This is a genomic window from Campylobacter sp. BCW_6460 (assembly GCF_001762705.1).
In the GTDB taxonomy this organism is placed as follows: domain Bacteria; phylum Campylobacterota; class Campylobacteria; order Campylobacterales; family Campylobacteraceae; genus Campylobacter_D; species Campylobacter_D jejuni.
Window position 1 is genome coordinate 123,224 of the sequence record NZ_MJXI01000035.1, and the last position, 24,298, is coordinate 147,521.

At 31.7% G+C, this 24,298-nt stretch carries 27 protein-coding genes, 1 pseudogene and 1 riboswitch; of the genes and pseudogenes, 13 read left to right on the forward strand and 15 right to left on the reverse strand.

The features are described 5' to 3' along the window. Positions 1 to 7 precede the first annotated feature (7 nt). Genes AJ881_RS07845 through AJ881_RS07870 form a run of 6 tightly spaced genes read left to right on the forward strand, consistent with a single transcriptional unit; the run spans position 8 to position 4,151 of the window. Positions 8 to 250 carry an HP0268 family nuclease gene (locus tag AJ881_RS07845; RefSeq protein WP_002851103.1) on the forward strand — a complete coding sequence of 81 codons (243 nt, stop codon included), beginning with the start codon at positions 8 to 10 and terminating at the stop codon, positions 248 to 250. Then, positions 247 to 1,548: a tRNA (N6-isopentenyl adenosine(37)-C2)-methylthiotransferase MiaB gene (miaB, locus tag AJ881_RS07850; RefSeq protein WP_002857621.1), complete on the forward strand. Its 1,302-nt coding sequence runs from the start codon at positions 247 to 249 to the stop codon at positions 1,546 to 1,548. Before AJ881_RS07845 ends, miaB begins: the two co-directional genes overlap by 4 nt. Next, on the forward strand, positions 1,532 to 2,161 hold the full coding sequence (locus AJ881_RS07855; protein WP_002938027.1) for a lysophospholipid acyltransferase family protein: 630 nt from the start codon (positions 1,532 to 1,534) through the stop codon (positions 2,159 to 2,161). The genes miaB and AJ881_RS07855 overlap by 17 nt, the downstream gene beginning before the upstream one ends. A gap of 1 nt (position 2,162) precedes the next feature. After that, positions 2,163 to 3,119, forward strand: a complete 957-nt coding sequence (locus AJ881_RS07860; RefSeq protein WP_070283334.1) for a clan AA aspartic protease — start codon at positions 2,163 to 2,165, stop codon at positions 3,117 to 3,119. Next, positions 3,116 to 3,643, forward strand: coding sequence for a hypothetical protein (locus AJ881_RS07865; RefSeq protein WP_044779805.1), 528 nt, complete (start codon positions 3,116 to 3,118; stop codon positions 3,641 to 3,643). The genes AJ881_RS07860 and AJ881_RS07865 overlap by 4 nt, the downstream gene beginning before the upstream one ends. Next, positions 3,633 to 4,151 carry a hypothetical protein gene (locus AJ881_RS07870; RefSeq protein ID WP_070283335.1) on the forward strand — a complete coding sequence of 173 codons (519 nt, stop codon included), beginning with the start codon at positions 3,633 to 3,635 and terminating at the stop codon, positions 4,149 to 4,151. Before AJ881_RS07865 ends, AJ881_RS07870 begins: the two co-directional genes overlap by 11 nt. Here the strand turns inward: AJ881_RS07870 and thiC are convergent. The 3 genes from thiC to rpe form a co-directional block, all read right to left on the reverse strand. Further along, positions 4,143 to 5,435 carry a phosphomethylpyrimidine synthase ThiC gene (thiC, locus tag AJ881_RS07875; protein WP_052801887.1) on the reverse strand — a complete coding sequence of 431 codons (1,293 nt, stop codon included), beginning with the start codon at positions 5,433 to 5,435 and terminating at the stop codon, positions 4,143 to 4,145. The genes AJ881_RS07870 and thiC overlap by 9 nt on opposite strands. Positions 5,436 to 5,491: 56 nt before the next feature. Continuing rightward, positions 5,492 to 5,596, reverse strand: a riboswitch (TPP riboswitch). 21 nt (positions 5,597 to 5,617) lie between these two features. Then, positions 5,618 to 6,379, reverse strand: coding sequence for a 3'-5' exonuclease (locus AJ881_RS07880; protein WP_044794415.1), 762 nt, complete (start codon positions 6,377 to 6,379; stop codon positions 5,618 to 5,620). Next, a complete protein-coding gene (gene rpe, locus AJ881_RS07885; RefSeq protein ID WP_070283336.1) occupies positions 6,376 to 7,023 on the reverse strand; it encodes a ribulose-phosphate 3-epimerase in 648 nt (215 codons plus the stop codon). Before rpe ends, AJ881_RS07880 begins: the two co-directional genes overlap by 4 nt. Before the next feature lie 139 nt (positions 7,024 to 7,162). Between rpe and rpmB the strand changes: the two genes are divergently transcribed. From rpmB to AJ881_RS09750, 4 genes and pseudogenes are all read left to right on the forward strand, one after another. Then, the gene (gene rpmB, locus AJ881_RS07890; protein ID WP_002854974.1) at positions 7,163 to 7,357 is read left to right on the forward strand and encodes a 50S ribosomal protein L28; all 195 of its coding nucleotides are present in this window, start codon (positions 7,163 to 7,165) and stop codon (positions 7,355 to 7,357) included. 184 nt (positions 7,358 to 7,541) lie between these two features. Next, positions 7,542 to 7,757: a YdcH family protein gene (locus AJ881_RS07895; RefSeq protein ID WP_002855201.1), complete on the forward strand. Its 216-nt coding sequence runs from the start codon at positions 7,542 to 7,544 to the stop codon at positions 7,755 to 7,757. A gap of 420 nt (positions 7,758 to 8,177) precedes the next feature. Then, positions 8,178 to 8,426 (forward strand): annotated as a pseudogene (locus AJ881_RS09745) (methyl-accepting chemotaxis protein); the annotation flags it as partial. A gap of 3 nt (positions 8,427 to 8,429) precedes the next feature. Continuing rightward, entirely contained in the window at positions 8,430 to 8,864 is a 435-nt protein-coding gene (locus AJ881_RS09750; protein ID WP_409975667.1) for a CZB domain-containing protein, read from the forward strand. A 31-nt stretch (positions 8,865 to 8,895) separates the two neighbouring features. Here the strand turns inward: AJ881_RS09750 and AJ881_RS07905 are convergent, their stop codons facing one another. From AJ881_RS07905 to acpP, 5 genes are all read right to left on the reverse strand, one after another. Continuing rightward, positions 8,896 to 9,492 carry an NUDIX domain-containing protein gene (locus AJ881_RS07905; RefSeq protein WP_002871176.1) on the reverse strand — a complete coding sequence of 199 codons (597 nt, stop codon included), beginning with the start codon at positions 9,490 to 9,492 and terminating at the stop codon, positions 8,896 to 8,898. An 82-nt stretch (positions 9,493 to 9,574) separates the two neighbouring features. Continuing rightward, entirely contained in the window at positions 9,575 to 11,629 is a 2,055-nt protein-coding gene (locus AJ881_RS07910; protein ID WP_070283343.1) for a TonB-dependent receptor domain-containing protein, read from the reverse strand. A gap of 151 nt (positions 11,630 to 11,780) precedes the next feature. Beyond that, complete coding sequence (locus AJ881_RS07915) at positions 11,781 to 12,719, reverse strand: acetyl-CoA carboxylase carboxyltransferase subunit alpha (protein WP_070276158.1); 939 nt, start codon at positions 12,717 to 12,719, stop codon at positions 11,781 to 11,783. Position 12,720: 1 nt separating this feature from the next. After that, positions 12,721 to 13,935 carry a beta-ketoacyl-ACP synthase II gene (locus AJ881_RS07920; RefSeq protein WP_002882383.1) on the reverse strand — a complete coding sequence of 405 codons (1,215 nt, stop codon included), beginning with the start codon at positions 13,933 to 13,935 and terminating at the stop codon, positions 12,721 to 12,723. A 25-nt stretch (positions 13,936 to 13,960) separates the two neighbouring features. Next, positions 13,961 to 14,194, reverse strand: coding sequence for an acyl carrier protein (acpP, locus tag AJ881_RS07925; RefSeq protein WP_002871173.1), 234 nt, complete (start codon positions 14,192 to 14,194; stop codon positions 13,961 to 13,963). 109 nt (positions 14,195 to 14,303) lie between these two features. On the opposite strand from acpP, the gene tenA reads away from it, so the two are divergent. Further along, on the forward strand, positions 14,304 to 14,972 hold the full coding sequence (gene tenA, locus AJ881_RS07930; protein ID WP_079463288.1) for a thiaminase II: 669 nt from the start codon (positions 14,304 to 14,306) through the stop codon (positions 14,970 to 14,972). Between the two features lie 23 nt (positions 14,973 to 14,995). On the opposite strand, the gene sdhE is transcribed toward tenA, so the two are convergent. From sdhE to gpmI, 7 genes are all read right to left on the reverse strand, one after another. Continuing rightward, complete coding sequence (sdhE, locus tag AJ881_RS07935; RefSeq protein ID WP_002871171.1) at positions 14,996 to 15,853, reverse strand: 8-methylmenaquinol:fumarate reductase membrane anchor subunit; 858 nt, start codon at positions 15,851 to 15,853, stop codon at positions 14,996 to 14,998. 3 nt (positions 15,854 to 15,856) lie between these two features. Beyond that, positions 15,857 to 16,822, reverse strand: a complete 966-nt coding sequence (gene sdhB, locus AJ881_RS07940) for an 8-methylmenaquinol:fumarate reductase iron-sulfur subunit (RefSeq protein WP_070283338.1) — start codon at positions 16,820 to 16,822, stop codon at positions 15,857 to 15,859. Further along, positions 16,819 to 18,654, reverse strand: a complete 1,836-nt coding sequence (sdhA, locus tag AJ881_RS07945) for an 8-methylmenaquinol:fumarate reductase flavoprotein subunit (protein ID WP_002857383.1) — start codon at positions 18,652 to 18,654, stop codon at positions 16,819 to 16,821. The genes sdhB and sdhA overlap by 4 nt, the downstream gene beginning before the upstream one ends. Before the next feature lie 336 nt (positions 18,655 to 18,990). Then, the gene (locus tag AJ881_RS07950; RefSeq protein ID WP_083259476.1) at positions 18,991 to 19,401 is read right to left on the reverse strand and encodes a pyridoxamine 5'-phosphate oxidase family protein; all 411 of its coding nucleotides are present in this window, start codon (positions 19,399 to 19,401) and stop codon (positions 18,991 to 18,993) included. A gap of 6 nt (positions 19,402 to 19,407) precedes the next feature. Next, positions 19,408 to 20,151 carry a 3-oxoacyl-ACP reductase FabG gene (gene fabG / locus AJ881_RS07955; protein ID WP_002909556.1) on the reverse strand — a complete coding sequence of 248 codons (744 nt, stop codon included), beginning with the start codon at positions 20,149 to 20,151 and terminating at the stop codon, positions 19,408 to 19,410. Further along, positions 20,141 to 20,239, reverse strand: coding sequence for a hypothetical protein (locus AJ881_RS09655; RefSeq protein WP_002869268.1), 99 nt, complete (start codon positions 20,237 to 20,239; stop codon positions 20,141 to 20,143). Before AJ881_RS09655 ends, fabG begins: the two co-directional genes overlap by 11 nt. Beyond that, on the reverse strand, positions 20,223 to 21,701 hold the full coding sequence (gene gpmI, locus AJ881_RS07965) for a 2,3-bisphosphoglycerate-independent phosphoglycerate mutase (protein WP_070283340.1): 1,479 nt from the start codon (positions 21,699 to 21,701) through the stop codon (positions 20,223 to 20,225). The genes AJ881_RS09655 and gpmI overlap by 17 nt, the downstream gene beginning before the upstream one ends. A 79-nt stretch (positions 21,702 to 21,780) precedes the next feature. Between gpmI and mraY the strand changes: the two genes are divergently transcribed. Next, on the forward strand, positions 21,781 to 22,842 hold the full coding sequence (gene mraY, locus AJ881_RS07970) for a phospho-N-acetylmuramoyl-pentapeptide-transferase (RefSeq protein WP_044778831.1): 1,062 nt from the start codon (positions 21,781 to 21,783) through the stop codon (positions 22,840 to 22,842). Beyond that, positions 22,842 to 24,050, forward strand: a complete 1,209-nt coding sequence (gene murD / locus AJ881_RS07975; protein WP_070240615.1) for a UDP-N-acetylmuramoyl-L-alanine--D-glutamate ligase — start codon at positions 22,842 to 22,844, stop codon at positions 24,048 to 24,050. The genes mraY and murD overlap by 1 nt, the downstream gene beginning before the upstream one ends. Positions 24,051 to 24,298: the final 248 nt, after the last annotated feature.

Consider the following 24,298-nt stretch of genomic DNA (forward strand, 5'->3'; position numbering starts at 1 on the left):
TTTAGCTATGGAATTAAAATTGGCAAGAACTTTGATTAATGAAAAACCTAAAAATATTAGCCTAGAAAAAATCGAAGAGGCTATAGAAAAAGAAGGACAAAAGTTTTTTTATTTTGATAAAGATAATACACACAAACAACTCATTGCCCTTGTAAATCATTTTGAAAAAAAAGGAGTAAGCATTTATCATAGAACCGTAAAATACGGACTTGATGATAATGATTTTATGTATGAGGTACATATTCTTTGAGTGCTAAAAAACTTTTTATCCAAACTTTAGGTTGTGCGATGAATGTCAGAGATTCTGAGCATATGATCGCAGAATTAACACAAAAAGAAAATTACGCACTAACAGAAGATATCAAAGAAGCAGATCTTATTCTCATCAACACTTGTTCAGTGCGTGAAAAACCTGTGCATAAACTTTTCTCAGAAGTAGGTGGTTTTGAAAAAGTTAAAAAAGAAGGTGCTAAAATAGGAGTTTGTGGATGTACTGCATCGCATTTGGGAAATGAAATTTTCAAACGTGCTCCTTATGTGGATTTTGTTCTAGGGGCAAGAAATATTTCTAAAATCACTCAAGCTATAAAAACTCCAAAATTTATGGGCGTGGACATAGACTATGATGAAAGTGAATTTGCTTTTGCAGATTTTAGAAATAGTATTTATAAATCCTATATTAATATCTCCATAGGTTGTGATAAACACTGCACTTATTGTATAGTGCCACATACTAGAGGAGATGAAATTTCCATACCTTTTAATATTATCTATAAAGAAGCTCAAAAAGCCGTTGAAAAAGGCGCTAAAGAGATTTTCTTGCTAGGACAAAATGTCAATAACTACGGCAAAAGATTTAGAAACGAACATAAAAAAATGGACTTTTCAGATCTTTTAGAAGAACTTAGCACTATAGAAGGTTTGGAACGCATTCGCTTTACAAGTCCACATCCTTTGCATATGGATGATAAATTTTTAGAAGTTTTTGCCAATAATCCAAAAGTTTGCAAATCCATGCACATGCCTTTACAAAGCGGCTCAAGTGAAATTTTAAAAGCTATGAAGCGTGGCTATACTAAAGAATGGTATTTAAATAGAGCTTTAAAACTTAGAGAACTTTGTCCAAATGTTAGCATTTCTACAGACATTATTGTAGCTTTTCCAGGGGAAAGTGAAAAAGATTTTGAAGAAACTATGGATGTTTTGGAAAAAGTGCGTTTTGAACAAATTTTTTCTTTTAAATACTCCAAACGCCCTTTAACAAAAGCCGCAACCATGCCTAATCAAATCGATGAAGAAACAGCTTCAAGAAGACTTAGCACCTTACAAAATCGTCATAGTGAAATTTTAGATGAAATTGTAAAAAAACAAGAAAATAAAACTTTTAAAGTTTTATTTGAAGAATTAAGAGCAGGCAATAGCATTGCTGGAAGAACAGATAATAATTTTTTAGTTCAAGTTGAAGGTAGCGAAGAACTTTTAGGGCAATTTAAAGAAGTAAAAATCACTAATGCAAAGCGTATGGTTTTATATGGGGAAATCGTTTAAAATCCATTGCTTAACATATATAATTTTCATCTTGCAATGGCTTATTTTTTTAAGCTGTAAAAAGCACTATAAAGGTGAAAAAGTTGACCGTAAAGCTAGTGTGATACTTTTTTGGCATGGAAAATTAGCACTCATGCCTTTTGCGTTTAGACATTATAGACAAAAAAATAAAAAAGCCTATGTCATGATCTCCCACCATAAAGATGGAGAACAAATTGCAAAAATCATCAAGCTTTTCGGTCTTGATACTGTAAGAGGAAGCACTTCAAGGGGTGCTAGCAGTGCACTTAGAGCTGCATTTAAAGTTTTAGAACAAAATGACGATATAGTTATCACGCCTGATGGTCCACGTGGGCCTTATCATAGTATTTCAGATGGTTCTATCATTTTGGCTCAAAAAAAAGAACTAAAGATAAGAATTTTAAACTACGAAGCAAATCGTTTTTGGAAATTTAAAAGTTGGGATAAGATGATCTTGCCAAAACCTTTTAGTAAGATTACTTATAGTCTAAGTGAACCTTTGGATATTTTATCTTTAGATAAAGAAAAAGCTAAAGAATTTCTAATGGAACAATTTGATAAAATTAGCTTAGCTGATCAATTTAAGGAATGAAATGTTATTTTTACTTAAAAAAATATTTCCACAACTTTTTATTAGTATTATTTTAGAAGATAAAAAAAATATTGTAAAAGCTTCTATTTACAGAGGAAATAAACTAATCAGTAGTAATGAAAAAACTTTTGATAAAAGTGAAAATTTATTAGAATACATAAAAAATTTAAGCAAGCATTTCTTATTTTACCACACTGCTTTATTTTTAGACGCCAAAGAACAAGGATTAATACCTAGTACAAATATTCAAGATTGTGAGCACTTTATAGGAAAAATCAGCTTACAGCATATTTTGTTTAATAATGCCCTTGTTTATACGGCTACCGAACATGTGGAATATTATAGCGAGCTTTTTGAAGAATATAGAGGTTTAGATTTTTTATATTCCCCTTTTGCTCTTCTTTACTACAATATGCAAAAAGAAAAACAGCCTGATGATCAAATTTTACTTTATGGATTTAAGCAAGGACATCTTTTGGCAATTATTGTTGCCAAAGGCAATACTATTTTATACGGTGATTTTAAAATATTTGAGCAAGAATTAGGTTTAGAGCTTGAACTTCCATCAGAAGATAATCAAGAAATTCAAAACAACAACGATGATACTGAAGTTACCTTAGATAACTTCAATGAAGCCTTAAATAATAAATTTGACCTACTTGATCAAGAAAATAATCTTGAAACTTTAGATAATAATGATAATTTTAATCTTGATGAATTAAATCAATTTAGCAATGATATGGAACTTTGCCGTTATATTATTACGAGCATTGAAAAATTTTATAATGATGATAAATATGCTGGGGTATTTATCAATGGTATTTTATTATATAGCGAATCAGATATTAACATAAGTGCTATTGATTTTTTAGAAAGTGAAACTTTTTTAGAGATAAAAACAAAACAAATCAACACCTTAGATCTTATGATAGAGTTGATGCGAAAGGAGCTTAAATGACTTATAGCTTCATACAGCCAAGAAAAAAACCTATTTTCACACTCTTTGATAAAATTTGGCTAGGACTTTTTGGTTTTAGTATATTATTTATCTTGCTAGTATATTTTACATATACAATAAAAATTGCATTAATCAATAGCTCTATCGATGATGAAAAACAACAAGTTATAGTGCTTCAAAATCAAACTAAGCAAAATGAAATGCTTTATGAAATTTTATTTGATCAAAGCCAAATAGCGAAAAATTTTAACACTCAAAATCAAATTATTAAAGAAAGCTTAAGAAATCTATTTGATATTATTGTAAAAACTGATAATATTACTCTTGAAAGTGTTGAACAAGACGAATATTCCTTAAAACTTATCGGAGTCACTCCTACAAGAGAAATGTTTACTCTACTTTTAGAAACCCCTTTAAAAAGCATCTTTGATCAAAGCTATACAACCTATTATCGCTTAGATAATGGGTGGTATCGTTTTGTTAGTATTAGTAAACAAATTCCAGGAGTTGCAGATGAAAGATAAAAGCCTAGAAGAAATTGATTTATTAAAGCTTATCATTTGCGCGTTAAGTTTTATAAGCGTTTGCACAGCCTTGATCTTATTTTTACTTTTACCGACATTAAAAAATTACAAACAAGCAAATCTTAGAGAAAACTCACAACTTGCTATCTTAAAAGCCGCTAAATCAAAATTTGACTTTAGTGAAAATAAAATATCAACTCTAAGAAGCGAAAACAACAAAAGTTTAGAGCAATTTGAGCAAAATTTTAATATAGGAAATTTTGATATTTTTTTACAAAAATATTTTCAAAATGTAAAAATTCAAGAAACTAAGCCCAAAAAACAAGAAAAATATCTAAAAAACCGCTTAGCCATTAAAGCGACAATGAACAATCCTAGAAGACTTTATGATTTTATTGATGCTCTAAAAAACTATAATAACTTAATCAAGCTTGATTATCCACTTAATCTTAAAGCAGGAGAGCAAGGTATCTCTATAGATCTTACTCTCAAAGTTTATTCAAGCTAAACTCACATCTTCGCCTTTTAAAATTTGATTCATAGTATTCATTGCACACATTTTTCCACACATGGAACATGAGTTTAAATCATCAGGACGACGCTCATTAAACATTTTTTTGGCCTTTTCTCCATCAATAGCAAGTTTAAACATTTTCTCCCAATCTATCTCTTGCCTAGCCTTACTCATCTCATCATCTCTTGCTCTTTCTTTTGGAAGTTTAGCTATATCTCCCGCATGAGCTGCAATTTTAGTCGCAACTATACCCTCTCTAACATCTTCTAAATTTGGAAGTCTTAAGTGTTCAGCAGGTGTTACATAACACAGCATATCAGCACCGCTAGCTGCAGCCACAGCTCCTCCAATAGCACCACTAATATGATCATACCCTGCGCCAATATCTGTTACCAAAGGTCCTAAGACATAAAAAGGCGCTCCTTTGCATAAACGCTTTTCTAATTGCATATTTGCCTCTATTTCATTAATAGCCATATGCCCTGGACCTTCTATCATTACTTGAACCCCAACATCCCAAGCCCTTTGGGTAAGAAGCGATAATTCTATAAGCTCTGAAATTTGCGCCCCATCACTTGCATCGTGAGTAGAGCCAGGACGCAAAGCATCACCCAAAGATAAAGTTACATCGTATTTTAAACAAATGTCAAGCAAATCATCATAATACTCAAAAAAAGGATTTTCAGCATCTTTCATCATCATCCAGGCATAAAGCACAGAGCCTCCTCTTGAAACTATATTTGTAAGTCTTTTACTTTGTTTAAAAATATGCGCTGCGCGAGAGTTAATACCTGCATGAATTGTCATAAAATCAACCCCGCTTTTAGCATGATGATATACAACATCTAAAAAGTCTTTGGCATTAATTTGTTTTAAATCTTTTTCTAAAAATCCTACTGCATCATATACAGGAACTGTTCCTATCATAGCTTTTGAAACATTAACAAGCTCATCTCTAAAACGACTTGTTTTGCCATAATTGCTTAAGTCCATAATCGCTTCTATGCCAAATTTATGAGCAAGCTCTACTTTTTTCATTTCCTCGCTATAATCAACGCAATCATTTGAAACTCCTAAATTTACATTAACCTTAGTGCGCAATCCAAAACCTATACCATTTGGATCAAGACTTTTATGATTAATATTTGCAGGGATAATAATTTTACCGCAAGCAATATTTTCAAGCAAAAAATCTTTACTTAAATTTTCTTTTTGTGCAACAATCTGCATTTCTTTAGTAAAAACACCTTCTTTGGCATAATTCATTTGAGTTTTCATAAATTTATCCTTTAAAAAATTTGGATAAATGAAGGGTGAGTATAAATTTTTAAAGTATTGAAATTTATAAATCTTCCCGACGCTGGCATTATCCAGATCCGGTTCGGTCTAAGCTTTTAGCTTACTCTCAGCCTGTTACACAAGCTCCCGTCATTTATGTTTTAATTATACACTTTAAATATTTATTTTTGCTTTATGCGTGCAGTTTTTGTAAAATTTATAAGTTCTTCTGTAGTTTTTATATGATAAGGAAGTTTTCCAAGGCAATATTTAAAAATTTCAGCAGCTGCTAAAGCATCATCTAAAGCCCTATGATGCGTATTTTCCACGCCAAGAAATTCTTTCAAAACCTCTAGTTTATATTTTGGACTTTCTATACAACATTGTGCAAATTCTATAGTGCAAATACGACGATTAAGCAAAATGCCAAAACCACACTCATTTAAAGCCTTAGAAATAAAACTATAATCAAAACGCACATTATGCGCTACAAAAATACTGTCTTTTAAAAAAAGCCTAAAATCACTTAAAACCTTTGCTAAACTTGGAGCATTTTCCACCATCTCATAAATAATACCCGTAAGTTCGGTTATATTTTCTGGAATTTCTTTTACTTTAATAAAACTTTGAAAGCGTCCAATTTCTTTAGAGTTTTGAATTTTAACCGCTCCAATTTCTAAAATTTCTCCCTTACTTACCCCACCAGTACTTTCTATATCTACTATACAAAAAATTTCATCTTTAATTTTTGTTGTGCGTGTTTTAAGGGTAAAAATATTATCTTTATTCAAAGTTAAGCCCAAACCCAAAAGCTCAAAAGTTTCTAAATCTAAATCAAAATTTTTTAATTCTTCAACTTTGGCAAACTCTTGCATCACCCAATCATAAGGTTTGCTTTGCTTATTTAATATAGAAATAATCTGATCAATTTGCTGTAAACTCAAAATTCAAGCTTTAAAGATGAAATTGCAGTTTTATAATCATTAGAAGAAAAAATATAACTTCCAGCCACCAAAATATCAGCTCCGGATTCTTCTAAATCGCTAGCATTTAAACCATTAACACCACCATCAACCTCTATAAAAACTTTAGCATTTTTTTTATCAATCATTTGGCGCAATTCTTTGATTTTTTCATGCACTAAAGGTAAAAATTTTTGTCCACCAAATCCAGGATTAACACTCATTAAAAGCACCATATCTACAAATTCTAGCATGTGTTTAATAGAATCAATAGGAGTGTGTGGATTTAAAACAATAGCAGGATGGATTCCTTGACTTCTTATATATTCACAAAGCCTTATAGGATGAACTTCGCTTTCCATATGAAAAGAAATGAATTTTGGTTTCAAAGGGATAAAAAGATCTATAAATTTACTTACATCTTTAACCATCAAATGCACATCTAATGGCAACTTACTAATAGTTGAAATTTTTTCGATCACGCAAGGTCCGAAAGTCAAATTTGGAACAAAGTGTCCATCCATTACATCAATATGTAAAAGATCCGCACCTACAGCTTCAATAGCTTTAACTTCTTCTTCTAATTTCAAAAAATTTGCAGACAATAAACTTGGAGCTACATACATGATCAAAACCTTAAACTATATATAAATGTGATAAATAATATTTTATCGACTTATATATTAAAAAAACTATAAATTATGGAATATTTTAAGCTTAATTTTGATAAAATCTCCATTTAAAAATTTTCATAAGGACAAGAAAATGGCAAGAGTATGTCAAATCACAGGCAAGGGTCCAATGGTGGGTAATAATGTCAGCCATGCTAACAATAAAACAAAAAGACGCTTTTTACCTAATCTCAGAACAGTTCGTGTAACTTTAGAAGATGGCACCACGAGAAAAATGAGAATCGCAGCTTCTACTCTAAGAACTCTAAAAAAACAAAATTCTAAATAATTTTGAGGATTTATTCCTCAATTTTAATATTTCAAATTTAAAAATAAACTTTAATAAATCACTTATATAACACACATTTAAAAATTATTATTAAGTTTATTATTTTTTAAGCCAAAAATATCTTTTAATAGTGTAAAATACCTTATTAAATGAATTTTAAATTTCACTAATACAAGGAGAGTTTATGCTACATGAATATAGAGAATTAATGTCAGAGCTAAAAGGTAAAGATGCTCATTTTGATAAACTATTTGATCGTCATAATGAACTTGATGACATGATTAAAGATGCAGAAGAAGGTAGAACTTCTCTTAGCAGCATGGAAATTTCAACCTTAAAAAAAGAAAAGCTTCATGTAAAAGATGAACTTAGCCAATATCTAGCAAATTATAAAAAATAAGGCAAAACAATGTTTGGAAGTAAAATAAACCATTCTGATCTTCAAAAACTTGAAGAAGAAAATAAAAATCTTGCACATAAAATTGAAAAATTTCAATCGGAAAATTTAGAATTAAAAAATAAAATTACATCATTAGAACAAGCGGCTTTAGAATCTAAACTTAAAACAGATCTTTTAAATGTTTTGTTAACTGGGGTTTTAAAAAATATTACTATTATTCAAGGCGATATGTTAGAAAATGTAAATAAGGCAGAAGTTATCTCCAGCTATTCTAAAACTTCTCTTGCTGAAATGGATGAACTTAACCATATTGCTAATTCTATCAATGCTTCCTTAGGGGATATTACAGAATCAGCCAATAAGACAAGAGATGTTGCAGGAACATTGCATAGAAGTGTTGATGAAATTACTAATGTAATCAATTTAATTAAAGATGTTTCCGATCAAACCAATCTTTTAGCTCTTAACGCTGCTATAGAAGCTGCACGCGCAGGTGAACATGGGCGTGGTTTTGCTGTTGTTGCTGATGAAGTAAGAAAACTAGCTGAAAAAACACAAAAAGCAACCACAGAAGTTGAAATGAATATCAACCTTTTAAAGCAAAATGCAAATGAAATGTATACTCAAAGTGAACAAGTTGAAAAAATTTCTATAGATTCTAATGCTCATATTATGAGTTTTTCCGAAAAATTTACTCACTTAGTAAATGAAGCGCATTCTACCAATTCAAATGCAGTTGGTATCGCTTCAGAAGCTTTCGTATCTTTAGCAAAACTAGATCATATAGCTTTTAAATTGAATGGTTATAAAGAAATTTTTTCCAAATCAGGAAAGCAATTAGCCGATCATACATCTTGTCGCTTAGGAAAATGGCTTGCTAGCACAGGAAAAGAAAGATTTGGGCAAAATAAAAGCTTCTTAAAAATTAACGAGCCACATGAAAAAGTTCATGAAAATATGAATAATGCTATAACAATAGCAAATACAGAAGATATTAGCAAAGATATTACTCAACACAGCATAATTAATAAATGTGAAGTTGCTGAAAATGCATCGCTTGATCTTTTCAATGTATTTAAAGAAATGCTTAATGAGTCAGATCATTAAAATCCTAGGTTGAACCTTTTTAAGGTTTAACCTAAATAATCTTTAATTTTCCCCACTTTTCCTTTAAAAACCACATATAAGCAAAATCAAGCAAAGGCGTTCTTATCATATTTTTACATTTTTTTTCAAAATCCTGCACCTTAACATAAACAGCTTCAATCTCTTCATCATCAACTCCACCTCCAGAAGAAATTTTATCTTTTTCATCAACTTCTGCGAAATAAAAGCTTTGCTTGCTTACACCTGAACCAAACCCTGTATAAAAATCTCCTATTTTTTCTAAATTTTTAGGAGCATATCCTAGTTCTTCTATACATTCTTCTTTTGCTATTTCCTCTAAAGATAATTTTTTATCTACAAGTCCTGAACAAAGCTCTATAGTATAGCCCATATTATCATCTTTTACATAATCTTTATCATGCATTTGATGATACCAAAGTGGTATACGAAATTGGCGTACAAAAATAAAACTTTCTAATTCTTTATGATACAAAAGCACTGAAACACTATCTTTAGATTCTATAAAATCCCAAGTACAAAGCCTACCATTGCTTTCATAAGCAAATCTCTTAGGCTTAATATAATTTGATTTTTCAAAAGAAAGTTCTTTTAAATTTTTAAACGCCATAATAAAACCTTTTATTTATTTTTCACATTGTACTTTATTTTTGCTTTTTTGAAAATATAAAGGTGATTAAAGCCTTAAAAAATTAAAAATCATATTTATAACTCAACCAAAAACTCCTTCCTTCTGTATAGTCTTGATAACGATTTGCATATCCAGCAGGATTGGCTCCAGCCCATTTAGTAACTTGCGGATCAAAGAAATTTTTATCAAAAAGATTTTGTACTACAAAACTTAAGCTAGATTGCTTATTGATTTTATAATTTATCCCTAAATCTACTATATAAAAAGGCTTATATTTTTGCCATGGCAAACTACCATTACCGCCACCTTTTGCTTTAGCTATAGTATCGAGTCTTGCTCGTGTTTTTATATAGGAACTAAATTTACCTCGCTCATAGTTTAATTTTAACATTGCTATATGTTTTGGTAAATTTTCTATTCTATCACCACCAAACCAATTTTTTTGACCATCTTTGTAGCGATTATCCATAAAAGTATAACTTGAATTTAGGCTAAAGCCATTGTAAGTTTTGGTATTAAATGCAAATTCTACACCTTTAGTCTGTGTTTTTCCAAGATTAATAGGACGAGTGCAAACAGTGGTATTGTTACAATTAATACCATTTTGCATACCTGTTAAATCTTCACTACTGATTTGATTTGTAAAATCAGTAATAAATCCTGTGATAGAATAATGTGCAAAATCAAATACCCTAAAATCAACACCCAATTCATAATTTATACTTTCTTCTGGTTTTAAGTCAGGGTTTCCAAAATAAGCATTATTATTGGCATAATTATAATATCCATTTGTCAACTGCTTGACAGCAGGAGTTTTATAGCCTTTTGAAACACCTCCTTTAAAGGCTATATTATCATTTAAGTGATAAACCAAATAAATCCTAGGGGTAAATTCAGAATCAAACAAATTGCTATAAATATAACGCAAACCTGTAGTAAAAATCAAATCATCGGTTATAAAATACTCATTTTCCCCATAAAGCGCAACCGTGGTTTGATCAAGATTTTTACCTCTTATTTGACTACCTGCGCTTGCTTGATCATTTTTTAACATCTCATAATCAATCCTTGCACCAAAGGTATTTACTAAATTACCGTATTGACCTAAATTCCAAGGTAAAACAACCTTACCTTCTCCTACCCAAATTTGACTATGTAACTCCTTATCCTTAGTGCTACCATATTGTAAATATGAGCTAGTTGAACCAAAATCATAATTACCATCATGATTTAAAACAACATTATCTTTAAACAGTTGCCTTTCGCTTTTAATAGCCCTACTACTTGTAGAATTCACTGAAATTTCATTAATATATCGTTCTATATCAAAATATATATTATTTTTATCATTTACTGTCCAATTAAGCCTAGAACCAAAACCTAAACTAGTAAAAGCACCTGGACTATGACTAGCAATTTGATAATTATCAGGTCTTTGTTGACTACTATTCCAAACCGGTGTAGGCCATTTTAAATCAGAAGTTGCCTTATCATAATACTTCAACCTTGCAGAAATTGATAATGTATCTTCAATCAAAGGAGTTGCCACATAAGCATTAAATCCCCCAGCATTGCCATAGTGATTAGAGTGCTGTTGTAAAAGAGTGTTAAATTCTATATTTGCCTCAGTCTTATCAGGATTTTTCTTAGTGATAATATTTATCACACCACCTACAGCATCACTGCCATAAAGTGTAGAAGCTGGACCACGTATAACCTCAATACGCTCTATCATAGACAAAGGTGGTAGATATCCTGACTCACTGCCACTAAAACCATTATCATAAAACCCATTTGCAACACTTTGACGTTTTCCATCAATTAAAACTAGAGTATAAGAACTACCAAAACCTCGTATGCTAAAATCATAAGTGCCTGTTTTATTCATAGTCACATCTACACCTGGAATATCTCCTATAGCCTCCCCTATATCCTTAATTGGCTTTTTTTCAAGCTCTTCTTTTGTAATGATAGAAATACTAGCAGGCGCATCAACCAAATCTTGTTCAAAACCACTAGCACTAACCACAACATCATTAAGTTGATATTTTTCTTCTGCTTTTAACAAAGCTCCAGATAAAATTAAAAAACACAGTAAACTTTTTTTAAATTTCATATTTTTAATTTGAGTCAAATTAATTCCTTTAAAAATAATTATTTTGATATTTAAAATCATTTTTGAAGTATAAAAAAAGAATACTTTTAATTAACTTAATTTTGATAACAATTATAAATAATAAAATTATTTAAAAAAGCGAAGTAAAAGCCTAAGCCTCTTGATAGGCTCCAAGCTTTAAAATTTTCTGCATACGATTTGCAGAAAGTTCTCGTACGTCAATATTTTCAAGTTCATTTAGAGATTTTTTTACATAATCAGCAATAGCTACTGCTGCAGCTTCTTTATTACGATGTGCACCATTTGTAGGCTCATCTATAACATCATCAATTAAACCTTGAGATTTTAAATCATCAGCCGTTACCTTCATAGCCTTGGTTGCAGCTTCACTTTTTGCAGGATCATTCCAAAGTATTGCAGCACAACCTTCAGGAGAAATTACTGAAAAAACAGAATTTTTCATCATTGCAAGTCTATCTGCAACCCCTATAGCTAACGCCCCGCCACTACCACCTTCTCCGATAACTATAGCAATGGTCGGTATTTTCAAATCACTTAATTCATATAAATTTCTAGCGATAGCTTCACTTTGCCCTCTTTCTTCAGCACCTATTCCAGGATAAGCACCTGGAGTATCTATCAAAAATAAAATAGGAATTTGAAATTTCTCTGCAAGTCTTGCTACTCTTAAGGCTTTACGATATCCTTCAGGATGTGGCATCCCAAAATTTCTAGCGATTTTATCTTTTGTTCCACGTCCTTTTTGCTCACCAATTACAATTATTTTTTTCTCTCCTAAATAACCCATAAAACAAACAATAGCAGGATCATCTCTAAAGGTACGATCACCATGTATTTCGTGAGCGTCATTTAAAATAAGTTCAATATAGTCAAGAGCATAAGGGCGATCTGGATGACGCGCTAATTGTAAACGTTGAAAATCGCTTAAATTCTTATAAGTTTTAGAAATTTCTTTTTCAAGATTTTTCTTTAAAATCGATACAGCTTCAGTATCTCCTTTAATCTGAGCATTGATAATGTCCTCATCAATTTGCTGAATATTTTTTTCAAAATCTAAATAAGAAGCCATATTAATCTACTTTTTTAAATACAACACAGCCATTTGTGCCACCAAAACCAAAAGAATTACTCATCACCACTTTTAAATCTACTTTTCTTGATATATTTGGAACATAATCAAGATCACATTCATCATCTTTTACAAGCTGATTGATTGTAGGTGGAACTACCCCATCTCTTAAAGCCATAACACTAACAACTGCTTCAATTGCACCTGCAGCACCCAAGCAATGACCTGTTTGTCCTTTGGTGGAACTTATAAGCGGGATATTATTGCCAAAAAGCTCTTTAATTGCTGCTGTTTCATTTTTGTCATTTACAGGGGTTGAAGTTCCATGTGCATTGATATAATCTACCTTTGGATTCCCTGCCATATTTAAAGCTTTTTTCATAGCTCTTAAAGGCCCATCTAAAGTTGGTGAAGTAATATGATGCGCATCTGCACTTTCTCCAAATCCAATTAATTCAGCATAAATTGTAGCACCGCGTTTTTTAGCCTCTTCATATTCCTCAAAAACTAAAGCTCCAGCACCTTCTCCCATGACAAAACCATCTCTTTCTTTGTCAAATGGTCTTGAAGCATGCTGTGGATCTTCATTTCTAGTTGATAAAGCTTTCATTGAAGCAAAACCACCTATACCCACAGGACAAATCGCAGCTTCTGCACCTATGACTAACATCTTTTTAGCATTTCCCAAAGCTATACTTTTATAAGCTTCTCCTATAGCATGAGTTCCTGCTGCACAAGCTGTAACACAAGAAATATTTGGCCCTTTAAGTCCATGCTCTATAGAAATCAAACCTCCTAACATATTTACAAGTGCTGAAGGTATGAAAAAAGGGGAAATTTTACGCGGACCTCGCTCGGAACAAATAATGGAATTTTTTTCTATGTTAGGCAAACCTCCAATACCAGCAGCCGAAACAATGCCAAATTCTTCTTTGTCTAATTCTTCACTAAATCCAGCATCCTGCATTGCTTCTCTTGCTGCTTTAATTCCAAGTTGTATGAAACGGTCAATTTTTTTTACTTCTTTGCCATCAACAACCTCTAATGGATCAAAATTTTTAACTTCAGCTGCAATTTGAACAGGAAAGTCTGTGGCATCAAAAAGAGTAATTTTATTTACTCCGCTTTCTCCATTGCAAATTGCTTTAAATGAACTTTCTTTATCTAAACCAAGGGCATTGATCATACCAATACCTGTAACTACAACTCTTTTCAAGAATAAGCTCCTTGCAAGAAAAAAATTATTTTTTTAGATTGTCAATATAATTTACAACATCTTCAATTTTAATTAATTTTTCAGCATCACTATCTGGAATTTCTACTTCAAATTTTTCTTCTAAAGCCATAATAAGCTCTACAACATCTAAAGAATCAGCACCTAAATCTTCAATAATTTTTGATTCCATTTTAACTGCATCTGCATCAATACTTAATTGCTCTATTACTACTGCTTTTACATCATCAAATGTTGCCATTTGTTCTCCTTCAAAAAATTAAAATAAAGCGTATTTTACTATAAAAAGCTTAAAATATTTATAGTTTTTCATTATACTTGAAAATAAAATATTAAAACATAAAGGAAAAATGATGCTTTTCTCTAATTTAATCAAAGAAAATCAAAAAATTTGGGATGCTTATCTACATCATGATTTTGTTAAAAAATTAGAAGATAAAAGCTTAAAGCAAGAAAATTTTCTTTTTTATCTCAAGCAAGATTATATTTATTTGCTTAATTACGCAAAATGTTATGCAAGATTAGCACTTAACTCAAATACTGCAAAAGAACTTCGTTTTGCTATGAAATTCCAAAATTATATAGTTGAAGGAGAAATGGAACTTCATCGTGCAATTTTATCTCTTGGCATTAATGCAGATGAACTCGATACAAAAAATGAAAGTTTAGTCAATATAGCCTATTCGCGTTATATGTTAAGCGTAGGTGAAAATGGAGATTTTTTAGATATGTTAGTTGCTCTTAGTGCTTGTGCTATAGGCTATGCAAAAATAGGTGCTGAAATTATAAATCGTTTAAAAAATGAAAATTTAAAAGATCATCCTTACAAAGAATGGATTTTGACCTATGGAAGTGAAAATTTTCAAAATGAAGCTAAAGAATTTGAAGATTTTGTTAATTCTTATACTTCAAGTGTTAGTGTACAAAAATTCCAAAAACTCAGCGAAATTTTTCATACTGTAACACGCTTGGAAGTGGCTTTTTGGGAGCATTCTTTAAGAATGGAATTAAATCTTTAAACATGGGCTTTTTGCCCATGTTTTTATGCAATTTTACTTGCATTAATAATATTATAATCTAAACCAACCATTTCTTTAGAAAGTCCTAATGCAAGTCCTACTAATTGTGATAAATGAATAATAGGCAATCTTGCTTTAGAATTAGTATAATCTTGAAATCTTTCTTGATAGATATCAAGCTGCATTTGACAAAGTGGGCAAGGTGTTACAACACAATCAGCTTGATTTTCACTTGCATTATTGACAATTTGACTAGACATTTTTTTCACAGATTTTTCTGCAGGATAAGAAGCATGAAAACCACAACAATCAAGGCGTTTTTCAAAAGGAACTATTTTAGCCCCTAAAACTTCTACTACACTTTCAAAACTTTTTGGATTGGTTGAACTTTCTTTTTTACCGAAAGCATCTTCAGGTCTTAAACTATGACAACCATAAAATAAAGCTACTTTTAAATTTGAAAGCGGCTTTTTCACCTTGCTTTTTAAATTATCCAAATCCTCATAAAGCTCCCACAAAAGACTTGTAATAGGTGTTGAACCTTGATATTTCATTCCACCTTGTGCTAAAAAAGTATTTATGCGTTCTTTTGCACCCTTATCAAGAGTATTTTTTGCTTTAGTTAAAGTTAGCATACAAGTACTACAAGTTGTAAGCATTGGCATTTTCATCTCTTCTGCTAAAGCAATATTTCTTGCATTAGCTACCAAAGTCGCAATAGGATCAACACACTGCGCTTGAGAAGCCCCACAACAACTCCATCCCTTAATTTCATTTAATTTCCAACCCAAAATAGGTGCAATAGCTTCAAGTGAAATTTTAGATTCTTTTGCAGCTTGAGATAAAACACAACCTGGAAAAAAAGCGTATTCTTTTTGCATATTTTACTCCTTAACAGCAGCTTCTTGTGCCGCCTTTATCATTTTAACCAAATCTTTATGCCCTTCTATTTCATCCTCACCAAAAACATGCATAGGATTCATTTTTCCTGCGCGCATAAGTTTAAAAGCTATATCTGTTTTGCCCATAGAACCTATAACACCCTCGGAACGCAAAGCAAGATAAATTTCATTCAAGCGTCCTGAACCTTCAACTAAATCTTTATAAAAAGCTTCAGCATGATCAGGCCCTAAGCCTTCATTTAAACCTTTTTTAATCGCCATCACTCTTAAATTTGCTATATCACTTACTGAACTTATACCCTTTGGACAACGATCAGCGCACTCTTGACAATGAACACAAAGCCAAAGTCCATTCATTACACTAGGTTTTACATGCAACATAGGATCCTTACCTCGAGAGTCTGCCGCTGCACGCCAAGCATGAGTAAAAACAAAAGGTTGCATATAATCGCTACTATCTGCTTCTAATTTATTACACTCTGAAGCACAGCTACCACATAAAATACAATCCCATTGCTTGCTAATACGATCAAATTCTTCTTGACTTTGTTTACAGCCCTTTTCCGCTGAAAATTCATTTTTTGCCACCATGGCAGGACGAATTTTTCTTAAATTTTCTATAGAAGGCTCCCAATCCACAATTAAATCAGAAATTATTCTAAAATTTCCAAGCGGAGAAATGCGTATACTTGAAGGATTATCATATTCTTTTAACAAATCTTGCATTTTAGTATCACAAGCAAGATAAGAATGCCCATTCACACGAACTGCACAAGCCCCACAAATTGCAGATTGACAAGAGGCGGTAAAATTTAAAGTAATATCTTTTGTTTTTTTGATAAAAAGCAAAAGAGAGAGCAGAGTTTTTCCTTGTATATCCTTATCATCAATATCATAACTTTGTTCATATTTTTCCTTGCCATTAAAACGATCTATGATGATTTTCATTGTACTCTCCTTCCATCAAGTGAAAACTCAGTTACCACGACATCTTTATAACTAAGCTTTAATTCATCATTTTCTAAATTTACAATGCTATGTTTTAAGAAATTTTTATCATCTCGCTTTGGATAATCTTCTCTAGTATGAGCCCCACGACTTTCAAGTCTATTTCTAGCTGCTAAACAAGCACAGCGAGAAAGTAAAATCAAATTACCAAGCTCTACATAATCTGTAAAAGCAGTATTCATCACTTCATTAGGATTTGGAATACGAATTTTTTCATATCTTGCTTGTATATCTTCTAAATTTTTTGCTAGAAGATCGAGTTTTTCTTGAGTTCTAAAAATCCCCATATTATCCCAATTTTGACTTCCTAGCTCTTCTCGCAATTCATACATTTCTTGACCATTTCCGCCATTATTTGTAATTTCTTTAAATCTAGCCTGCCATTTTTGAGCAAGTTCATGAGTTTTTGCCCCTTTTCCAAAACTTGCATCTTTGGCATAATTTGTCGCACCAATACCTGCTAAATGCCCCGTTACAACTGCATCGGCTAAAGAATTTCCCCCTAGTCTATTAGCTCCATGTATAGAAATACAAGAAGCTTCTCCACCTACATAAATTCCAGCAATTTTAGTACTCATATCTTCAAATTTAGCCACTTCAATTCCACCCATAGAATAATGCGCCGTTGGACGGATAGGTACAGGAGTATCTACTAAATCAATATTTTCAAAAAGCATTGCAGTGTGACGAATTTTTGGTAAATCTTTTAAAATTTTTTCTTTTCCTAAGTGGCGTACATCGCACAAAACATAAGCTCCAAGTCCCTCACCATAACCTCTACCTTCACGAATTTCTGTTTCTATAGCACGCGCAACCACATCTCGCGGTGCAAGCTCCATTTTTTCATGGTAATTTTTCATAAAACGCTCACCACGATTATTTAAAAGATATCCCCCTTCACCGCGCGCCGCTTCTGTAATAAGAGTTCCACCATTTGCAACTCCTGTTGGGTGAAATTGTATCATCTCAGGATCTTCAAAACCAAGTCCTGCTCTAAGAGCAGCTGCCACACCATCTCCTGTGGCAATAAAAGGAGTTGAAGTTCTATTATAAAATATCCTTGTGTATCCCCCTGTAGCAATTACCAAAGCTTTACATAACACAGGATAAATTCCACCGCTTTGTATATCTCTTAAAACGACACCTTCACATTTTCCATCCACAACACCTATATCCAAAAGCTCATGATCCATTAAAAATTTCACACCGCTACTAATAGCATCATCTAAACAAGAATGCATTAAAATATGACCTGTTTTATCTGCAGAATAGTTACAGCGTTTCTTAGAAGCTCCTCCCATTAAACGCTGAGCTACTCCACCTTGTTCATTTCTTGAAAACAAGGTTCCTATAAAATCCATATTAAAAATAGCCTTTCCAGCTAATTCACAAAATTTTAAAGCCGCATCTTGATCTACCAAATAAGCTCCGCCTTTGATAGTATCATAAGCATGTAATTTATAGGAATCTCCATTAGAAAAATCAGTAACTCCATTAATTCCACCCTCTGCCATACAAGTTGCATTACGCGATGGCATCATCTTTGTAGCTACTACAACGCTTAATTTTGGATTTTCTTTTCTCACTGCGGCTGCAGCACGCAAACCTGCTCCACCTGATCCAATTACCAAAACATCACAAGAAGGTAAATTTGTATCTTTATCCATCTTAGATGAATCATCTAAAGCATAAACTCCACTTGAACTTGCAGCTAAAGCTCCTACACTAATACAGGCTGTTTTTATAAAATCTCTTCTAGAAAATTCACCCATATCATTCTCCTTATTTAAAAAATTAATAATAATTTTTAATGTAAGTCAATCTTACATAACCGCATGCCAAAAATCCAAAAACAAACTCTCCTTTCAATATAAAATGGATTAAAAATAAATTTATAATTTAATAAATATAAAAAAGCATAAGATAAGTAATCAAAGAAGATAGATGAATATAATAAAATAAATATTAAAAAATTTTTGCAATATATCATAATCTATTCCTTGCAAATTAAACGGAATGATTATACCTTAAAAAAATAACAAAAAGTTAATATTAATTAATATAATATTTATCTTAATTAATATATAGTTAATAAAATTATCAAATCATTAAGCTTTAAAAAGCTTAAATTCTCCATTCATAAATTGCATTCTAGCGCTTAGATTATCGAGATAAAAAACTTCAAATTTTGAATTTTGCGGAGTTTCATAAAGATTTACAAGATAAGGATATTTTTCAAACATCTTTTTTTTAACTTCTAAATTTGGTTCAAAAACCGCATTAGCTCTAAGTCTTAAGAAAGTCCCATCTTTTGCACAAGAACAAAATTCAATACCACTATAATTTTTTATATGTTTAAAAAGTCCTTTTGTGTTTGCTGTGCAAAAATAAATTTTATCTCCCACAAGCAATGGACTTTGTATAGGACGCACTCTAGGATTTCCACAAGTTCCTAAAGTGGCTAAAAATGCCGGTGCATTATCATCTAAAAATTGTGCTATTTCTTTTAAATCCATCATTTTTCCTTACATATATAAACCACCATTGATCTTAAGCACATCGCCTGTCACATAAGAGGCATAATCACTAAGTAAAAACGCTACACAATTAGCCACTTCTTCAGGTTCTGCAAAGCGTTTTAAAGGGATATTATCTTGATAAGCTTGTTTGATTTCATCGCTTAAAACTTCAGTCATATCGCTTTTTATGAAACCTGGAGTTACACAGTTAAAGCGTAAATTTCTACTTGCTCCTTCTTTAGCAAAAGATTTAGTCATAGCTATCATTCCACCTTTACTAGCAGAATAATTTACTTGTCCAGCATTGCCCATTTCTCCGACAATAGAAGCGATATTTACAACAGCACCAAAGCGTTTTTTACTCATGGTTTTTAAAGCTTCTCTACAACCTAAAAAAGCTGAACTTAAATTTGTATCCACAACACTGCTAAAGTCCTCTAATTTCATTCTTAAAGCAAGTTTATCATTTGTAACGCCTGCGTTATTTACAAGATAACTTAATTCTCCATCACTCTCCACTATGGTTTTTACACCATTTTCAAACTCATCTTCTTTGCTTGCATCAAATTTAATCACAGCAGCAACGCCACCACTTGCAATAATTTCATCTTTTAAAGCATCTGCAAGTTCAGGTTTTGAACGATAATTGATCCAAACTTTAAGCCCAAAACCTGCCAAAGTTTTTGCAATAGAAGCACCTATTCCCTTACTTGCTCCAGTAATTAAAACATTTTTTCCACTAAATTTCATTATCTATCCTTAATAAGTTTAATTTTAAAAATTGCAATCTTAACAAATTTCTTATAAAAAAGGCAAACAAACTAAAATAAAGCCTCATTCATTTCTTTTGGAATTTCTAAGTCTAAAATTTTAAGCACGCTTGCAGCTATATTACTCAGCCCCATATTATCTTTAATCTTTGAAACTCCCTTTGCTTGCACAAAAACAAAAACATCAAAAGTGGTGTGATTGGTAAGCAAATTTCCTTTTTCATCTTGCATAGCCTCGCAATTTCCATGATCACTTGTAATGATAAAAGCATAATCATGCTTTTTTGCACATTCTACAATCTCGCCCAAACAAGTATCCACCGCTTCAACAGCCTTTATAGCAGCATTAAAATCGCCTGTATGTCCAACCATATCTCCATTTGCAAAATTTACCACTATAAAGTCTTCGCCCTTTTCTATACCTTTTTTCACTGCATCACACACTTCAAAAGCGCTCATTTGGGGTTTTTCATCATAAGTTTTTACCTTAGGACTTGGGATTAAAACCCTTGTTTCATTTTCTAAAAGCTCTTCTTTTCCGCCATTAAAAAAGAAAGTTACATGGGCATATTTTTCGGTTTCTGCGGTATGAAGCTGACTAAGCCCTGCTTTAGAAATCACTTGGGCTAAAGTATTTTCAATTTTTTCTTTTTCAAAAAGCACAGGGAGTTTAAATTTATCATCATAAACACTCATAGTAAGTAAATTTTCAAAGATTTTTTCGCGTTCAAACTCTTTAAAATCCTTGGAATTTAACACTTCAACAAGTTGTTTCATTCTATCATTTCTAAAATTGATAAAGATAATGCCATCTTCTTCTCTCATACCCTTGTAATTCTCATTTTGCACCGCTTTAATAAACTCATCAGTAATATTTTCATCATAAGATTTTTGTAGGTATTCTAATAAATTTGGCACCTTATAAGCCTTACCTAACAAACACTCATAATATTCTTTTACTCTATCCCAACGTTTATCTCTATCCATAGCATAAAAACGCCCACAAAGTGTAGCAAAATGCACGCCTAAGTTTTCACAAAATTCTTTTAAGTCTTTTATGAAATTTAAGCCACTTTTTGGGCTTACATCACGTCCATCAGTGATTGCGTGAACAAAAACTTCATTGCCATTTTTCGCACAAATTTCAAGCATGGCTTTAAAATGCGTATCCATAGAATGCACCCCGCCATCACTATAAAGCCCTATAATATGTACTCTTTTACATTTTGCTAAAAGTTTTTGTAAATTCTCATTTTTTTCAAGCTCTTTGTTTTCAATGGCTTTATTAATACGCACTAAATTTTGATAAATAACACGCCCACTTCCTATACACATATGCCCTACTTCGCTATTTCCCATTTGCCCTTCTGGCAAACCTACAGCCAAACCACTCGTTTTTAGTAAAGAATTTGAGACCTCCTTAAAAAGCTTTTCATAACTTGGTTTTTTAGCTGCTTCAAAAGCATTAAACTTACTATTTTTATTATACCCTATTCCATCTGTAATAATTAAAACGCATTTTTGCTTCATTTTTCTCTCTTTTATAAGAATTTTTTTGGTTAGATTTTACTAAAATTAAACTTTTAAAAACCAAAAAGAAGGCTAGGTTTTGTATTATCTTTCAGATTTAAGTCATTATGCTTTTTTTACTTATATTAGTGTGCGTGCAGGATTTGCTTTTTTTATCGCTTTATGTTTGTCTTTATTTTTAATGCCTAAATTTATTACTTGGGCAAAAGCTAAAAATGCTAGTCAACCTATTTACGAATACGCCCCAGAAACTCATAAAACCAAATGCCATACTCCAACCATGGGTGGGCTTATTTTCATCAGTTCTGCAGTAATCGCAAGTTTATTTTGTATCAAATTTGATAATATTTTTGCTATAAGTGCTTTGCTTTGTTTGATACTTTTTTGTTTGATAGGACTCGTAGATGATTTAGGCAAAGTTCTAAAAAAAGATAATCATTCAGGACTTAGTCCAAGAATGAAGCTTTTAGCGCAAATCACCACAGGACTTATTTGTATCTTGCCTTTATATTTTAGTTCAGAACTTAGCACAGAACTTTTTATACCTTTTTACAAACATCCTCTTTTTGATATGGAAATTTTTGCCATTGCTTTTTGGATTTTGGTTTTAATTTCTAGCTCTAATGCTGTAAATTTAACCGATGGACTTGATGGCTTAGCTACAGTTCCAAGTATTTTTTCTTTATCTACTTTAGGGATATTCTTATATTTGAGCGGAAATTTAAATTATAGTGAATATTTACTTTTGCCAAAAATTCAAGGACTTGGTGAAGTGGTGATTATTTGTGCTGCATTAATCGGTGCTTTAATGGGATTTTTATGGTACAACTGCTATCCTGCGCAGGTTTTTATGGGGGATAGTGGAAGTTTAGCTTTAGGTGGATTCATAGGATTTTTAGCTATCATTAGCAAAAATGAAATTTTACTTTTACTCATAGGTTTTGTTTTTGTTCTTGAAACTGTTTCTGTAATTTTACAAGTTGGAAGTTTTAAAATTTTTAATAAAAGAGTATTTAAAATGGCACCTATTCATCATCATTTTGAAAAAGTTGGCTGGGTAGAAAATAAAATTATAGTGCGTTTTTGGATGATAGCCTTACTTTCAAATTTACTTGCACTTGCATCAATAAAGCTAAGATAATGAAAATTTCACTTTTTGGATACGGAAAAACCACGCGCGCTATTGCTGAAAATTTGGTAGATAAATTTGGGCCTTTTGATATCTATGATGATCATTTTACAGAAACAAAAAAAGATACACTAGGAAATTTACTTTTAAATCCTAATGATTTTGATGATAATTTAAGCGATATTGAAATTCCTAGTCCAGGTTTTCCACCAAAGCACAAACTCATTCAAAAAGCAAAAAATTTACAAAGCGAATATGACTTTTTTTACGATGTCATGCCAAAATCCGTTTGGATAAGCGGAACCAATGGCAAAACCACTACCACTCAAATGGCTACACATTTATTATCACACATTGGTGCTGTTATGGGTGGAAATGTTGGAACTCCTTTAGCAGAGCTTGATCCTTATGCAAAACTTTGGATACTTGAAACTTCATCTTTCACCCTATACTACACTCATAAAGCTAAACCTGAAATTTATGCACTTTTACCTATAAGTCCTGATCATCTTTCTTGGCATGGAAGTTTTGATAATTATGTTCAAGATAAGCTAAGCGTTTTAAAAAGAATGAATGAATGTGATATAGCAATACTGCCTAAAATTTATGCAAATACTCCAACAAAAGCTCATATAATAAGCTATAAAGATGAAAAAGATCTAGCTGTTAAATTTGGCATTGATACGGAAAAAATTTCCTTTAAAAGTCCTTTTTTACTCGATGCTATCATGGCTTTAGCTATAGAAAAAATTCTACTTGATACTTTAAGCTATGAGCTTTTAAATAGCTTTGTAATGGAAAAAAATAAACTCGAAGAGCTTAAAGACAGTCAAAATAGGCTTTGGGTAAATGACACTAAAGCTACAAATGAAAGTGCTGTAATGGCTGCACTTAGTCGCTATAAAGATAAAAAAATCCATCTTATCATAGGGGGAGATGATAAGGGTGTAGATCTTAGCAATTTATTTGATTTTATGAAAGGATTTGATATAGAACTCTATGCTATAGGTATTAGTACTGAAAAAATGCTTGATTATGCAAAAAAAGCGAATTTGAAAGCCTATAAATGTGAAGTTTTATCTAAGGCTGTAAATGAAATTTCAAATCACTTAAGAGTCAATGAAGTGGCTCTTTTAAGTCCTGCTTGTGCAAGTTTAGATCAGTTCAACTCTTACGCAGAGCGTGGAAAAGTCTTTAAAGAATGTGTGAATAAAATTTAATTTATTATACAATATTTATACAATCCATACAAATATACTAAACCTTCCAAACTCCTAAAAACACCCTATTCTCTTAAAAACCCTAAACAGCAACAAACTCTTTTTTAAACACAATTCTAAGCATCATCTAAAACAACAATAAAAATAAACATAGGATTTATATATAAAGTAAGTAATGAAGACATTTAACAAGTCCGCAATGAGCTACTTTCCCCCTGCCAGTAAGGCGTAGTATCATCACCCACGAT

Excerpts from the sequence above, each read along its gene's own strand:
- acpP (WP_002871173.1), bottom strand. The coding sequence starts at position 14,194 with ATGGCAACATTTGATGATGTAAAAGCAGTAGTAATAGAGCAATTAAGT.
- AJ881_RS07845 (WP_002851103.1), top strand. The coding sequence starts at position 8 with ATGGAATTAAAATTGGCAAGAACTTTGATTAATGAAAAACCTAAAAAT.
- thiC (WP_052801887.1), bottom strand. The coding sequence starts at position 5,435 with ATGAAAACTCAAATGAATTATGCCAAAGAAGGTGTTTTTACTAAAGAA.
- rpe (WP_070283336.1), bottom strand. The coding sequence starts at position 7,023 with ATGTATGTAGCTCCAAGTTTATTGTCTGCAAATTTTTTGAAATTAGAA.
- fabG (WP_002909556.1), bottom strand. The coding sequence starts at position 20,151 with ATGAAATTTAGTGGAAAAAATGTTTTAATTACTGGAGCAAGTAAGGGA.
- AJ881_RS07910 (WP_070283343.1), bottom strand. The coding sequence starts at position 11,629 with ATGAAATTTAAAAAAAGTTTACTGTGTTTTTTAATTTTATCTGGAGCT.
- sdhE (WP_002871171.1), bottom strand. The coding sequence starts at position 15,853 with ATGCAAAAAGAATACGCTTTTTTTCCAGGTTGTGTTTTATCTCAAGCT.
- AJ881_RS07865 (WP_044779805.1), top strand. The coding sequence starts at position 3,116 with ATGACTTATAGCTTCATACAGCCAAGAAAAAAACCTATTTTCACACTC.
- AJ881_RS07895 (WP_002855201.1), top strand. The coding sequence starts at position 7,542 with ATGCTACATGAATATAGAGAATTAATGTCAGAGCTAAAAGGTAAAGAT.
- rpmB (WP_002854974.1), top strand. The coding sequence starts at position 7,163 with ATGGCAAGAGTATGTCAAATCACAGGCAAGGGTCCAATGGTGGGTAAT.
- murD (WP_070240615.1), top strand. The coding sequence starts at position 22,842 with ATGAAAATTTCACTTTTTGGATACGGAAAAACCACGCGCGCTATTGCT.
- tenA (WP_079463288.1), top strand. The coding sequence starts at position 14,304 with ATGATGCTTTTCTCTAATTTAATCAAAGAAAATCAAAAAATTTGGGAT.
- AJ881_RS07870 (WP_070283335.1), top strand. The coding sequence starts at position 3,633 with ATGAAAGATAAAAGCCTAGAAGAAATTGATTTATTAAAGCTTATCATT.
- AJ881_RS07915 (WP_070276158.1), bottom strand. The coding sequence starts at position 12,719 with ATGGCTTCTTATTTAGATTTTGAAAAAAATATTCAGCAAATTGATGAG.
- AJ881_RS09655 (WP_002869268.1), bottom strand. The coding sequence starts at position 20,239 with ATGAGGCTTTATTTTAGTTTGTTTGCCTTTTTTATAAGAAATTTGTTA.
- gpmI (WP_070283340.1), bottom strand. The coding sequence starts at position 21,701 with ATGAAGCAAAAATGCGTTTTAATTATTACAGATGGAATAGGGTATAAT.
- AJ881_RS07905 (WP_002871176.1), bottom strand. The coding sequence starts at position 9,492 with ATGGCGTTTAAAAATTTAAAAGAACTTTCTTTTGAAAAATCAAATTAT.
- AJ881_RS07950 (WP_083259476.1), bottom strand. The coding sequence starts at position 19,401 with ATGATGGATTTAAAAGAAATAGCACAATTTTTAGATGATAATGCACCG.
- sdhB (WP_070283338.1), bottom strand. The coding sequence starts at position 16,822 with ATGAAAATCATCATAGATCGTTTTAATGGCAAGGAAAAATATGAACAA.
- AJ881_RS07860 (WP_070283334.1), top strand. The coding sequence starts at position 2,163 with ATGTTATTTTTACTTAAAAAAATATTTCCACAACTTTTTATTAGTATT.
- AJ881_RS07855 (WP_002938027.1), top strand. The coding sequence starts at position 1,532 with ATGGGGAAATCGTTTAAAATCCATTGCTTAACATATATAATTTTCATC.
- sdhA (WP_002857383.1), bottom strand. The coding sequence starts at position 18,654 with ATGGGTGAATTTTCTAGAAGAGATTTTATAAAAACAGCCTGTATTAGT.
- AJ881_RS09750 (WP_409975667.1), top strand. The coding sequence starts at position 8,430 with ATGAGTTTTTCCGAAAAATTTACTCACTTAGTAAATGAAGCGCATTCT.